The 13,551-nt window shown below is 62.9% G+C and carries 13 protein-coding genes and 1 pseudogene; all 14 read left to right on the top strand.

The window, feature by feature from the left end; all coding sequences use genetic code 11:
* Positions 1-2 precede the first annotated feature (2 nt).
* The 14 genes and pseudogenes from VMH22_09900 to VMH22_09965 all read left to right on the top strand — a co-directional run bounded on the left by VMH22_09900 (position 3) and on the right by VMH22_09965 (position 13,413).
* Positions 3-950, top strand: coding sequence for a D-alanine--D-alanine ligase (locus tag VMH22_09900; GenBank protein ID HTW92008.1), 948 nt, complete (start codon positions 3-5; stop codon positions 948-950).
* Between the two features lie 54 nt (positions 951-1,004).
* Positions 1,005-1,352, top strand: coding sequence for a 50S ribosomal protein L18 (gene rplR, locus VMH22_09905; protein ID HTW92009.1), 348 nt, complete (start codon positions 1,005-1,007; stop codon positions 1,350-1,352).
* Complete coding sequence (gene rpsE / locus VMH22_09910) at positions 1,352-1,885, top strand: 30S ribosomal protein S5 (GenBank protein ID HTW92010.1); 534 nt, start codon at positions 1,352-1,354, stop codon at positions 1,883-1,885. Before rplR ends, rpsE begins: the two co-directional genes overlap by 1 nt.
* Entirely contained in the window at positions 1,872-2,051 is a 180-nt protein-coding gene (gene rpmD, locus VMH22_09915; GenBank protein HTW92011.1) for a 50S ribosomal protein L30, read from the top strand. The genes rpsE and rpmD overlap by 14 nt, the downstream gene beginning before the upstream one ends.
* Positions 2,048-2,485: a 50S ribosomal protein L15 gene (rplO, locus tag VMH22_09920; protein ID HTW92012.1), complete on the top strand. Its 438-nt coding sequence runs from the start codon at positions 2,048-2,050 to the stop codon at positions 2,483-2,485. Before rpmD ends, rplO begins: the two co-directional genes overlap by 4 nt.
* Positions 2,482-3,792 (top strand): preprotein translocase subunit SecY, encoded by a 1,311-nt coding sequence (gene secY, locus VMH22_09925; GenBank protein ID HTW92013.1) that lies wholly within the window; start codon positions 2,482-2,484, stop codon positions 3,790-3,792. The genes rplO and secY overlap by 4 nt, the downstream gene beginning before the upstream one ends.
* Before the next feature lie 36 nt (positions 3,793-3,828).
* Positions 3,829-4,401, top strand: a complete 573-nt coding sequence (locus VMH22_09930) for a sigma-70 family RNA polymerase sigma factor (protein ID HTW92014.1) — start codon at positions 3,829-3,831, stop codon at positions 4,399-4,401.
* A complete protein-coding gene (locus VMH22_09935) occupies positions 4,398-5,564 on the top strand; it encodes a TonB family protein (GenBank protein HTW92015.1) in 1,167 nt (388 codons plus the stop codon). The genes VMH22_09930 and VMH22_09935 overlap by 4 nt, the downstream gene beginning before the upstream one ends.
* A 143-nt stretch (positions 5,565-5,707) precedes the next feature.
* Positions 5,708-6,517: an energy transducer TonB gene (locus VMH22_09940; GenBank protein HTW92016.1), complete on the top strand. Its 810-nt coding sequence runs from the start codon at positions 5,708-5,710 to the stop codon at positions 6,515-6,517.
* A gap of 97 nt (positions 6,518-6,614) precedes the next feature.
* Positions 6,615-9,122: a hypothetical protein gene (locus tag VMH22_09945; protein HTW92017.1), complete on the top strand. Its 2,508-nt coding sequence runs from the start codon at positions 6,615-6,617 to the stop codon at positions 9,120-9,122.
* 682 nt (positions 9,123-9,804) lie between these two features.
* The gene (locus VMH22_09950; GenBank protein ID HTW92018.1) at positions 9,805-12,171 is read left to right on the top strand and encodes a DEAD/DEAH box helicase family protein; all 2,367 of its coding nucleotides are present in this window, start codon (positions 9,805-9,807) and stop codon (positions 12,169-12,171) included.
* A gap of 9 nt (positions 12,172-12,180) precedes the next feature.
* Positions 12,181-12,696 carry a four helix bundle protein gene (locus VMH22_09955; protein HTW92019.1) on the top strand — a complete coding sequence of 172 codons (516 nt, stop codon included), beginning with the start codon at positions 12,181-12,183 and terminating at the stop codon, positions 12,694-12,696.
* 72 nt (positions 12,697-12,768) lie between these two features.
* Positions 12,769-12,933, top strand: a complete 165-nt coding sequence (locus VMH22_09960; GenBank protein ID HTW92020.1) for a hypothetical protein — start codon at positions 12,769-12,771, stop codon at positions 12,931-12,933.
* Positions 12,934-12,969: 36 nt separating this feature from the next.
* A pseudogene (locus tag VMH22_09965) lies at positions 12,970-13,413 on the top strand (type I restriction-modification system subunit M N-terminal domain-containing protein).
* Positions 13,414-13,551 lie beyond the last annotated feature (138 nt).

A 13,551-nucleotide genomic window follows, 5' to 3' on the forward strand; every position in this document is an offset into this window, starting at 1 on the left:
ACATGAGCAGAAGTGACATCGTCCGGCGATTGCGTAAACGCAAGATCGGAGTCCTCATGGGCGGGTGGTCAAGCGAGCGCGAGATATCACTCCTGTCGGGACAGCGGGTCTTGAACTCGCTGAAGGGCCAGGGTTTCCAGGCGGTGGGCATCGACATCAGCCGCAACTTCACGGACCAGATAAAGCACGCCAAGATCGACCTGGCGTTTGTCATCTTGCACGGCCGGCCCGGCGAGGACGGCACAATTCAGGGCTATCTGGATCTGCTCGGCATACCGTACACCGGGTCAGGCGTGACCGCGTCGGCCATCTGTATCGACAAGGTGATAACCAAGATGCTCTTCGAGCGGGTCGGCATACCGACGCCTCCGCACTTCGTCATCGAGACGGGTGCGGACGTGTCCGCGGTCGTGGCGGAGGCGGAGAAGCAGTTCGGTTATCCAATGATCGCCAAGCCCCGGGCCGAGGGTTCGAGCGTCGGCATCGAACTGCTGGAAGGCCGGCGGGGCGCCGTTGACCGCTGCGAGCGGGTGCGCCGCGGATTCGGCGACATTCTGCTCGAGCAGTTCGTCCCGGGCATGATTGCGACCGTCGGCATCCTGCTGGATGAACCGCTGCCGATTCTCGAACTCGTGCCGAGGCAGCAGCCGTTCTACGACTACGAGGCCAAGTACACGCGCGGGGAAACGGAGTTCGTGCTGCCGGCGCGGATCGACGCTAAGGTCGCCGACAAGATTAAGGAACTGGCGCTGAAGGCGCACCGCCTGACCGGGTGTTCGGGATTCTCGCGGATCGACCTGGTGGTCAAGCAGGGCAAGCTGCCATATTTCCTGGAGATAAACACACTGCCTGGCCTGACTGATATCTCGGACTTCCCGGCCGAGGCCGAGAATGCCGGCATATCCTACGACGAAATGATATTCCGGATCCTCTCGGATGCGCTGGCGTAGTCTCATGCAGGCGATTGGCTTGACTTCCAGACGTTTCTCACTAGTATTCACGGAATGATTCGCGACTCGCGGCAGCGCAGACATATGAGCATCCGGCGGCGTATCGCCGGAACGCCCGACCGTCCACGGTTGTGCGTCAAACGGAGCAACCGCTACATCTACGCGATGCTGGTTGACGACAGCCGGAACCGCGTGTTGACCGGGATTTCGTCGCAGGTCGCCGAAGTCCGGGAAAAGAAGCTCAAGCGGACCGAAGCGGCCAAGGAAGTCGGCAAGCTGATTGCCGGCAAGTCGAAGGAACTCGGTATCAAGCAGGTCGTTTTCGACCGGGCCGGCTATCGTTATCACGGCCGCGTCAAGGCAGTGGCCGACGGCGCGCGCGAAGGAGGTCTGGAGTTTTGATGCAGCAACAAGGACGGGGCGCGTCGCTCGAGCCGGAACTGATTGAACGAGTCATCAGTATCAAGCGCGTGTCGAAGGTGATGAAGGGCGGCAAGCGGATGAGGCTGTCGGCATCGGTTGTCGTCGGCGACGGCAAGGGCATGGTCGGTCTGGGCCACGGCAAGGCGGCGGAAGTGGCGGTGGCCGTGCGCAAGGCAACCACCCGGGCGCGCAAGGACATGGTCAGGGTGTCGATTGCCGGCCATACGATTCCTCACGAGACGAACGGCAAGTACGGCGCGAGCCGCGTGATGGTGAAACCGGCGGCGCGCGGTACCGGCCTGATCGCCTGTCCGCAGGTTCGGGCGGTGCTCGAGGCAGCCGGCCTGAACGACGGACTTTCCAAGTCACTCGGTTCACGCAACGCTTACAACACGGCCCGCGCGACAATCGTTGCGTTGCAGCAGCTCAGAACCATAGAGCAGGTGGCGGCGGCGCGCAACAAGCCGGTGAGCCACCTGACCCGGAAGCAGCCAGAGTATGAAGCAGTTTAAGGTCACGCTGGCCAGGAGCCTGATTGATCAGAAGAAGACCCTGAAGCGGACCGCGCGCGCTCTCGGCCTGCGCCGGATAGGGGCCACGCGCATCCATGACGACACGCCGGCAATCAGGGGCATGATATTCCAGGTGAAACACCTGCTGAAAGTGGAGGAGCTGTGAAGCTCGGTGAGTTGAAGCCCGTGCCGGGCGCTACCAAGCCGCGCAAGCGGATCGGCCGCGGCATCGGGTCCGGCCATGGCAAGACTTCGTGCCGCGGGAACACGGGCGCGGGTCAGCATTCGGCGCCGCGGCACGACGCGCGGTTCGAGGGCGGCCAGATGCCGTTCTATCGCCGGATTCCCAAGCGCGGATTCGTCAACCCTACGCGGAAGGAGTTTGCCCCGGTCAACCTGACTGACCTGGCGAAGCTCGACGTCGACGTCGTTACCGTCGAGCTGCTGCGGGAAAAGGGCATTGTCGGTCGGTACGAGTCGGTGAAAGTCCTGGGTGACGGCGAGCTCGGCCGGGCGCTGTCGGTTACGGCCCACGCCTTCTCGAAGATGGCACGCGAGAAGATTGAGAAGGCCGGGGGCAAGGCCGAGGTCGCAAGTTGACCGGTTCGCTCACCAGCGTCTTCAGAATTCCGGACCTGCGCCGGAAGATACTTTTCACGCTCGGGATGGTAGTGGTCTACCGGCTCGGGACGCACGTCCCCACTCCCGGCATCAACGCCCACGCCCTCGGCTGGATGCTGACGCAGATGCGGGGAACCGTATTCGGGCTCTACGACGTGTTCGTCGGCGGCGCGCTGTCGCGTGCGTCGCTATTCGCGCTCGGCGTGATGCCCTACATCTCGGCATCGATCGTGTTCCAGCTGCTCGGTTCGGTCTTCCCGTACCTGGAGAGACTGCAGCGAGAGGAAGAGGGCCGCAAGAAGATTAACCAGTACACCCGCTATGCGACCGTCGCGCTGGCCATCATCCAGTCTTCGACCATCGCCATCTATCTCGAGAACCAGCCGACTACGCAGTACGGGACAATCGTCATGCAGCCGGGATTCTCATTCCGGATCATCACGATCATGACCCTCACCGCGGGCACCATCCTGGCCATGTGGCTGGCCGAGCAGATCACCGACCGGGGTATCGGGAACGGCATGTCGTTCCTGATCTTCGTCGGCTGCCTCGATGACACGCCGAACTACATCAGCCGCACGCTGGGCATGGTTCGTTCCGGTGAGTCGTCCTGGCTGGCGCTGGCGCTGCTGGCCGCGCTCATCTTCGCGGTCTACGCCGGGGTTGTCCTGCTGACTATGGCCGTGCTCAAGATACCGGTCGTCTACCAGGGCCGGGTCGTGGGCCGGCAGATGTACCGCGAGCACCGCACCAACCTGCCGATCAGGGTCTGGACCGCGGGCGTGATTCCCATCATTTTCGCGCAGTCGCTCGTCGTATTCCCCTCGACGTTCGCCCAGTTCCTGAGGGTGCCATGGCTTTCGTCCATGCAGCACATGCTGGTCGCCGGCGGCTGGCTGTATGACCTGCTCTACGCGGTCCTGATTATCTTCTTCACGTATTTCTACACATCGGTCGTGTTCAACGCGCGCGATATCGCCGACAACCTCAGGAAGTACGGCGGCGCGATCCCGGGAAAGCAGGCCGGGGAGAAGACCGCCCAGTTTATCGACCGCAGTCTGACCCTTATCACATTGCCCGGCGCGATGACGCTGGTGATTATCGCGTTGTTGCCCGGGTTCCTGATGAATTCGCTCCGCGTGCCATTCTACTTCGGCGGCACGACCCTCATGATCATCGTCGGCGTTTCGCTCGACACCCTGCAGCAGATCGAAGCCCATCTGGTGATGCGACACTATGAAGGCCTGGTCAAGGGTGGCAAGTTCCAGGGCCGTTCGTTCGGATAATCCCGGAATACCCTCCGCCCGACAACGGTAGATTGAATGAGTGAGCCCGAGGCGCGGGCAAGCGACGTCCAGCTTATACACCGCGTCCGTTCGGGCGACAACGATGCTTTTGACGAACTGATGAAACGATACGCCGCCAGCGTGTACAAGGTCACCTACTCGCTCACCCGCAACCACGCGGATGCCGACGACCTCTCCCAGGAGACATTCATCCGGGCCTACCGGGCGATTGCCCGGTTCGACGAGCGCTACCAGTTCTACACCTGGCTGCGGCGGATCGCCGTCAATCTCTGTTTCAACCACCTGAAGCGCGGCAAGAAGTTCCGTTTCGTGCCCTTACCGGAGTCTGACGGCGAGGCGGAATCGGTGGATATCGCGGATCCGAACCCGTCGGCGGCCGACTCTGGTCTGCGCCGGGACCTGGATGCGGCGCTGGCTCACCTGCCGCCCGACCAGCGGGCCGTTTTCGTGCTGCGGGTGGACGAAGAAATGAGTTACGACGAGATCAGCAAGGCGCTCAACATCCCGGTCGGCACGGTGATGTCGCGGCTGAACCGGGCACGCGAGAAGCTCCGTGGGCTCCTGCAGGAGTATCTTCCGGCAACATGAGACGCGCATGTGATGCCATCCGACCTTTGCTCGGCGCGTTCGCCGACAAGGAACTCGACCCCGACCGGACCCGTCAGGTGCAGCAGCACCTTGAGACCTGCGCCGACTGCAGGCGGGAGCTGGACCAGATTGAAGGGCTCGGCAGGATCGTTCGCGGCGTGCAGCGCCCGCGGCTCGTAGATGATTACTGGGACTGGCAGCGCGACCGGGTCTGGCGCGGGATTCTGAGCGAGGGCCGCCGGCCACTCTTGAACCGCCGTCCCATGCAGGCGTGGACCAGACTCCTCATGCCGGTGATAAGCGCCGCGGTGCTTCTGATAGCGGTCGTCGCCGGCTGGCACCTGCTCAGCGAGAAGTCATTCATGACCGGCAGGGGAATGGTCGTGGAACGCATAGTGAGCCAGGGCCGAGAATCTCCTTCGGTGGCGGCTCACGAAGAGCGTGGGCAGGTTGCCGCAGCGAAGCCTGTCGGCACCGGGGCTGCAGCCAGCGAGGGGCAGGTTGAGCTGGCCGCGACCCGGCCGGGGGCCGCGAAAGCCGAGGCAGGTTACGGAGGCAAAGGCCTGGGCGCGGCCGGTACTCCATCGAGAGCAAAGCTATCCCTTGCGGAAAACAGGGCCTCACCTGCGCGGTCGGCCGCGGCCGGGGAGAGGAGCGACGAGCTGGCTTCACTCCCGCCGGCGACGGCCCAGCCGGTTGCCGCCGCGTCGGGCGCGCGCGGCCGGATCGTCTCCGGACCGGTGCTGCTCGAGACGCCGCCGCTGGCGGACAAGGACGCGCTCGACACCGGCACCGTCCTGCTCGGCGTGAAGACCGACACCGGCGGCCGGGTCCTGAGCGTCGCCGTGCACCGGAGTTCGGGGTCGGCCAAAGTAGACAGCGTGGCCGTGCGTCAGATGCGCCGGTCGCGGTTCCAGGCCACGGTGAGGAACAACCGCAGCGTTTCGGCTTCCTTCGAATACCCTTTCCGCGTACAGAAGACGCAGACCAGGCAGTCGGTTCAGCCGGCGACCCCGAGCCAGCCGACGAAACTGAACCATACCGACAAATCAGTGAAACAGGGAGACCAGCCGGCGGTGAAGTCGCAGGATACCGTCAACAAACAGGACGATTCTCCGGACAGCGGCCAGCAGCAAGGAAAGCCGACAAGGGCCAGCCGTTGAGAAAAGAGACTAAGAAGTAGTTCCAGGCGTAAATTCATGGGCGGCGGTGGTTTACCACCGCCGCTTCTTTTCAAGACTCTCAGCTCGACCGGGATGGAATTGGGCTTCCAACCGCATGGTATATGAGAGTGCAGGAGGTCAACATGAAAGACAGAAGCTATTCCGTGAACTGCGGCCGGAATGGCCGCGAGGCAGCCACCGGCGCGCTCGTCCTGCACCGGATGGACGGCCAGCATGAAGCCCGCTTCTTCGGGGCCGCGCTGATGATGGCGGTATTGCTGCATGCCGGCCTCGTCCTTTGCTTCTCCAGGTCCCATACCGCGCCGGGGCCGAATCCCGGCCCGGCAGTGGTGCAGAACCCCAATGTGGAATTCAACGACGTGAACCAGGTCGAGCAGCCCGTTGACCCGAGCTACCGGCCCGAAGTCGCCCAGGTCCTGCCCGAGGTCGCGCCGAACCAGACCGCGAACGGTCCGGCGATCCCTGACCGGTCTCAGGGCAAGATCGACCCGAACGTGATTGACGTGAACCCCGGCGGGGTCGGACCAACCCTCATCATCGGCAACAACCAGGTGTCGATTGAGTCACTGCTGGTCGGCGAGAAGTACGCGGCGAATGGCGTCCGGACCATCATCGGTGTCCGTACCCGCGTGCCCCCGGTCGCCGTTCCATGGGTCAAGGTCGAGGTCAAACCTCAACCGGTCAGCATTCCGGTGCCTGCCTACCCGGAAGTGGTTCGGGTCGCCGGCATCGAAGGCCGGGTCGTGGTCCAGGCGCTCATCGACACCGACGGCTCGGTCGCAGCCGTGCAGATGCTGGCCAGTTCGGGCAACGCGCTCCTCGACGCCGCGTCCTGTGAAGCGGCCCAGGGCGCGAAGTTCACCCCGGCCCGGGAGCGTGACAAACCGGTGGCCGTCTGGGTCTCAATACCCTTCCAGTTCCATCTTCACTAGCGCCTCCTAACCCGGAAGGCGGGGCCGCAAGGCCCCGCCTTTTCTTGTCCGGGTGGGATGTCACGCGGCTTCAACTGCGCCGCGGGCAGCATGTAATGTGATTGACACGTGGCGCGTCGGCCATAGAATCAGCCTCAACATCGCGAAGACGAAGCCGTCTGATTCCACCATGCACCCGCGGAAAGCAACAGCGTCACCGAGGTCGAAACCTGCCCGGAAACCGGTCACGGGAACCCGCGTCACGCTGACCATCGTCGCCGCAATTATCTTCGGCAAGTGCGTGTCCCTCGCGCCCTGGCGGTCGTGGTTTGTGGGAAACGAGCGGCCGGCCGTCTTGCCGGGGCATTGGGCGCATCTGGTCATTGCGCTAGTCGTCATTCTGCTCTTACCGGTCGCCGCCCTGCTCCTGCTCAGGTCCGGGAAGAGCGGACGTCAGTTCCTCGACCGGATTCGGGCATCACGTGCGCACACCACGATAGCGGTCCTCGCGGTCATCAGCTTCCTGCTCACCCTGCTGCCGGAGAGAGCCGGCGGCAGGTTGATGGTCGTCAATCTCGCCGTCGGCAGCGCCGCGCTCACATTCCTGGTTGCCGTCGGGTATCCGGTTCTGGAACGGCTGCTGGCAATCCTCCGCCCGGCATGGAGATTCCTGGTTCAGGGGCTCAGTCCCGCACCTTTCCTGTTGCTCTCGGCGGGCGCGGTGTTCACGCTCGCCAACCTGATTTCCTGGCTCGTATTCCGGCATATCCCTCACGTACAGGACAGCGTCAGCCAGGTTTTCCAGGCCCGGGTCTTTGCGTCGGGACGCGTGACTCTCCCGGTACGATTCGAGGACTTCTTCTTCGGCTACGGTCAGCTGATCAACGACGGCTCGAGGATGTATGCCCAGTACCCATTTGGACACTCGCTGCTGCTGGCGCTGGGTACCCTGATTCACGCCGAATGGCTGGTCAACCCGCTGCTGGGGGCGTGTGAGATTGTCGTGCTCTACTTCCTCGGTCGGGAGCTCTATGACGAGATGACCGGTCGCATCGTTGCCCTGCTGGGCGTGGCCTCACCCTTTCTCCTCTTCATGTCTTCGGAGTACATGAACCACGCCTCGGCGCTGCTGTTTCTCTCGTTGTTCCTGCTCTTCTTCTTCCGCGCTGTCCGTCCGCTCCGCCGTTCCGAAGCATCTCCCGCCCCTCGTCCCTCGTCCCTCGCCCCTTCATCGGGCTTCGCCGACCCGCTACTCAGCGGCCTGTGCCTCGCGATGGCGCTGAACATCCGTCCGCTCAGCGCGCTGGCCGTTTCTCTGCCGATTGCCGGCTACGGCGTCTACCTTCTGCTCAAGTCCCGATGGAGGACGTTGCCGGCGTTTCTGCTTCTGCTGGTGCCGGTCCTGCTCGGCATCGCTGCGTACTGCCTCTACAACTACCTGACCACCGGCAACCCGCTCCTGTCAGGTTATGAGGCGGATGGTCTGCTCAAGGACTGCCACGGCGGCTGGGGTCCTGGCTTCGGCCAACGTGGATTCGCGGCCCTGGGTCCGTACACCCTGCTCCGTGCGCTGATTCAGACCGGCAACAACCTCAACGCCCTCAACCTGCATCTATTTCAGAGTCCGTTTCCCGGACTCCTGCTCATCCTACTGCTCTTCCTGACGTTCACCCGCAACCCGGCCGATTGGGCGTTGCTCGGAGCATTTGTCGCGCTGCCTGCGCTGTACTTCTGCTACTGGTATCAGGACCTCTGCTTCGGGCCACGGTTCCTTTATGAAGCAGTCGCGCCCGCGCTGCTGCTGAGCGCACGCGGGCTGATTGAATTCCCGAGATTCATTCGTCGGGCAGTCGGTGCCGCAGCCGAGACCCGGACGCAGAACGTGCTCGCCATCGGCATGGCCATTTCCCTGGCCACGACCGCGGCGGTCGGCCTGCCCAGGCTGCTTCGGACCTACGGCAACCGGTATTGGGGCGTGGACAACCGGATTGACGCCATTGTGAAGGGACGCGGCATCAACAATGCCATCATCTTCTTCGGCAGCCCGCCGTCCGACACGTTCCAGAACTACTACGGCGCCGGGTTCCTCCGCAACAAGCTCGACTTCGCCGGGCCGGTTATCTACGCCAGAAATGGCGGCCTCGCCAATTACCTGCTCATGCTGCGATTCCCCAACCGCGCATACTACTACGCTGACTGCGACACCTTCTTCAGGATTCCCGACATCGACCGGCTCCGCAACGCGCCTCCCATCCGGGACCTGGAGCAGACCGCAAGCTTCGTCCGTGAGACCGGTTTTCCGGGACACCGTATCCTCCTCTTGCCCAACCGCGAGTTCGCGACCGTGTTCGGCGGGGAAAGCGTGCCCTTTCGTACCTTCAGCGAGGTCGACTACGACATACTGCGGGGTAGATTCCAGCCGTCCGGGCTGATGCCTGCGCTCGCCGTCTTCATGCCCGCCGACCAGCGCACCTACCTGCCGCTATTCGGGCCGATGGCCGGGCACCAGAGCTACACGAGCGACGGCTATCGTTTCACCCTCCTGTTCGCGGCCGACAACGGAACGTACCTGGTCTACGACGTCCGGCCGGTCGGTGACGAAGGCACAGGCAGGCCCGGCGGATAGCAGAGTCGGCCCGGCGGCGGGATAGACCGGTTGCCGTCCGGATGTCGGTCCCCATCCACCTCAGCCTCCACCAGCGCCGCCTCCTTGCACCGAAGAAGCGGGCCCGCATTCGGCTCGGGAGACAAACCTCCGAGCAAACCGGAGAGCAACGGCCGGAGCTAACTCGGGAGCAACCCGGACAGGAACCCGCGGACTTACCCGGGCCGCAACGTTCCGACCAACCCGGAGAGGAACCGATGGAGCAACCCGTAGACTAACCGGGAGAGTTAACCGGAGAGGAACCCGTAGACCAACCCGGCGAATTCCGGTGGAGGTTCATCCGGGAATTGCGGTGGAGATAACCCTCCGAACGACCTACGAAGCAACCCTGTCCGCAACCTCCTGCACTGCCCGGCAGGGGCTCCTGCCAACGGTGTAGGGGGTGAGAGGGTGGACTTGCGAGCTACAGGCCTAACGCCTTGCGCACCAAGCAGATAGCCCCGGCATCCGCCCCGGCGTCTTGTAGCCGTATTTGCATACAAGCCCGCCCAATCTCCAATCGACAATCTGCAATCCAGAATCCAAAATGTGCCCCACCCTCGACCCCTCGAATCCTGGATTCCTTGCCCCCTGGTCTTCTCTGCTTGACACACGCCTCTCATGCTGGTATAACCTCCAGCGTGTTAGAGACCGGTTCAGCCTGATGGGATTGAACGAAGCCGACACTTGTCGCAAGTTCGTCTTGCCGAAGCTGCTGGCCGCGGGTTGGGATAGCGACCCCCATTCCATAGCCGAGCAGAGAACGTTCACCGACGGCCGCATCTTCGTTGTCGGCGGCAAGACGGGACGCAGGAAGCAGAAGCGTGCCGACTACCTGCTCCGCTACACCCGCGACATTGCGCTCGCAGTTGTTGAGGCCAAGGCCGAGTACAAGCTGCCCGGCGATGGAATTCAGCAGGCCAAGGACTACGCCGAGACTCTGAACCTCAAGTTCGCCTACTCCACCAACGGCAGCGGTATCATCGAGTTCGACTATCTGACCGGCGGCGAACGTGAGGTCGAGACATTCCCGACGCCGGACGAGTTGTGGCTCCGCCTGCGGGGCAAGTCAAAGCTATCGAAGGAATCCACCGAACGTCTACTCACGCCCGGCCTGCATACTCCGGGCAAGACCCCGCGCTACTACCAGGAAATCGCAATTAACCGTGCGATGGAGCACATCCTCTCCGGCAAGCAGCGCACGCTCCTGACGCTGGCAACGGGCACGGGCAAGACGTTCATCGCCTTTCAGATATGCTGGCGGCTCTGGAACAGCCGCTGGACCCGCAACGGCGAGTATCGCCGACCGCGCATCCTCTACCTGTCCGACCGGAACATCCTCGTGGACGACCCCAAAGTGAAGGACTTCAAGCCGTTCGACAAGGCGGCATGGAAGATAGAGAACGGCGTTGCGAACAAGAGCCGCGAGATGTACTTCGCCATCTACCAGGCGTTGGCCAAGGACGAGGCAAGACCCGGCCTGTACAAGGAATACCCGCAGGACTTCTTCGACCTCGTTGTGGTGGACGAGTGCCACCGCGGCAGTGCGCGCGACGACTCCAACTGGCGCGAGGTTCTTGACTACTTCGAGCCGGCCTACAAGCTGGGCATGACCGCAACGCCTCTGCGCGAGGAGAACCGTGACACCTACCTCTACTTCGGCAACCCGGTCTACACCTACAGCCTCAAGCAGGGTATCGACGACGGGTTCCTTGCGCCTTACCGCGTTCATCGCATCCTGACTTCCTTCGACGCGGCCGGCTGGCGGCCGGACAAGGGCCAACTAGACCGCTACGGCCGTGAGATTCCTGACGGCGAGTACCAGACTAAGGACTTCGAGCGAGTCGTAGCCCTGCGCGTGCGCACGCAGGCGATCGCGCGCAACATCTCCGACTTTCTGGCTTCAACCGATCGCTACGCCAAGACGATGGTCTTCTGCGTGGACCAGGAACACGCGCGGGAGATGCGGAGTGCGCTGGTGAAGCTTAACCCCGACATCGTGGTCCAGTACCCCGATTACTGCTGCCGTGTAACCGCCGACGAGAAGGAAATCGGCATGGGCCACCTGGGCAAGTTCCAGGACGTGGAGACCCGTTCGCCGGTCATCCTGACGACGTCGAAGCTCCTGACCACGGGCGTTGACGCGCCAACCTGTCGGAACATAGTGATAGCCCGCGTGGTCAACTCACTGGTCGAGTTCAAGCAGATGATTGGGCGCGGCACGAGGGTTCGCGATGACTACGGCAAGCTCTACTTCAGCATCCTCGACTACACGGGCAGCGCGACCCGACTCTTCGCCGACCCCGAATTCGACGGCGAACCCGAGCTGCTGGATGAGGTTGATATAGACGACAACGGCAGACCGAAGACACCGCCCAAGCCGCTCAAACCCGAGCCATTGCTACCGCCCGATGAGCGCACGACCGTCGTCATTATCCATGACCGACAATCGGAGCCCCCTCGCAAGTACTACGTTGACGGCGGCACCATCCAGATTGCCGCGCAGCTTGTGTATGAGCTGGATGCAGACGGCAAGCAGTTGCGCGTGATGGAGCTGACCGACTATGCCGCCGAGAAGGTGCGCAAGCTCTTTCCCAACTCTGCCGAGTTGCGCAAGAAGTGGGCCGATGCCGGCCAGCGCACGGAGATCATTCTGCAACTGGCAGAGCGGGGCATCTCCTTCGACGACCTGGCCAGGGTTACGAAACAGCCGGATGCTGATCCGTTCGACCTGCTCTGCAACATTGCCTTCAACGCGCCGCTGCGCTCGCGCCGGGAACGGGCGGAGCGGCTCCGCAAGGAAGAGAAACGGTTCTTCGAGAAGTACCAGCCCGAGGCGCGGCAGATACTGGATGAACTGCTGGAGAAGTATGCCGACTTCGGAGCGGCTCAGTTTGAGTTACCCGACATCCTGAAGGTCCCGCCGATATCAGAGCACGGCCGAGTGACCGAGATAGCCGACAAGTTCGGCGGGCCGGAGAAGCTGCGCGAGGCAGTAGGCGAATTGCAGGCGCTGCTGTATGCGGCCTAGGAGGTAACGATGAGGAGCTCAAAGGCTGAAGGCACAAAGGGGAAGAGATTCGAGGAGCTGATCGTCTATCAGCGGGCGCGGGGCTTGGTCAACGAAGTGTACGCGCTTACCCGACGGCCGGCGTTTGCGAAGGACTGGGGGCTTGCCGACCAGATACGGAGAGCCGCGGTCTCCATCATGTCCAACATCGCCGAGGGCTTCGAGCGAGGGTCCAACGTGGAGTTCGTCCAATTCCTTTACATCGCCAAGGGTTCATGCGGCGAAGTGCGGGCACAGCTCACCGTCGCAATGGACCAGGGATACATCACCGAAGCCGAGTGCGAGCGGCTGTCCGACACCTGCCGTATCATCAGCGGGATGCTCTCCAGCTTCATCAACTACCTCAAGGGCGCGAAGTTGCAGGGGCCGAAGTTCACGCCCTCGTCGCGCAATCAGGCCGCCGAAGAAGTCGAGAAGCGCATCCAGGCCCTACGTGCCGCACAGCAAGCCAACATCCGCAACCGCGGGCATTCCGATGGGACATAGCCGTCAGCCCTTGAGCCCCTCCGCCTTGAGCCGTTCCGCGTTTCAGCCTTTGAGCCAGGCTGGAGGTAACCCTTGAGTCGAACCGCGAAGCACGCCGCTGTGCCTCTGACTACCGCCCAGCAACTCGCCAGCCTCGTCAAGTCGGCGCGGGATATCATGCGCAAGGACCGGAGACTGGCCGGGCCGTTCCACTTTGAGCCGTTCAGCGTTTCAGCCTTTGAGCCAGGCGGGAGGTAACCTTTGAGTCGAACCGCGAAGCACGCCGCTGTGCCTCTGACTACCGCCCAGCAATTGGCAAGCCTGGTGAAGTCGGCGCGGGACATCATGCGCAAGGACCGGGGGCTTTCGGGCGACCTGGATCGGCTGCCGCAATTGACCTGGATTATGTTCCTCAAGTTCCTCGACGACATGGAGAAGGTGCGCGAGCAGGAGGCGAAGCTCGAAGGCAAGCGGTTCCGGCCCGCGGTCGAAGCGCCGTACCGCTGGCGCGACTGGGCAGCAGACGAGTGTAAGCTGACCGGCGACGACCTGACCTCCTTCATCAACAGCGAGGAAGCGCGCGGCCCGGACGGCAAGAAGGGCCCGGGCCTGTTCAAGTACCTGCGCGGGCTAGCGGGCGCGAACGGCGGCGACCGGCGCGACGTCATCGCCTCGGTCTTCAAAGACGTGGTCAACCGGATGGTTTCCGGCTACCTCCTGCGCGACGTTGTCTCCAAGGGCAAGCGTGGCGGAAATGCCGTTGAAAGTGAGCGCGGCTAGTGGTTGCGGATGAGTGAGTTAAGTCTGTTTTCTCTGCTGTATTCTCGTGCATGGCTACCTTGCATGAGAAGTCGACCTGCTGTCGAGCGAAGGTGT

The sequence above is a fragment of the bacterium genome (genome assembly GCA_035505375.1).
Classification (GTDB): Bacteria; Hydrothermota; Tepidihabitantia; order Tepidihabitantales; family Tepidihabitantaceae; genus UBA2258.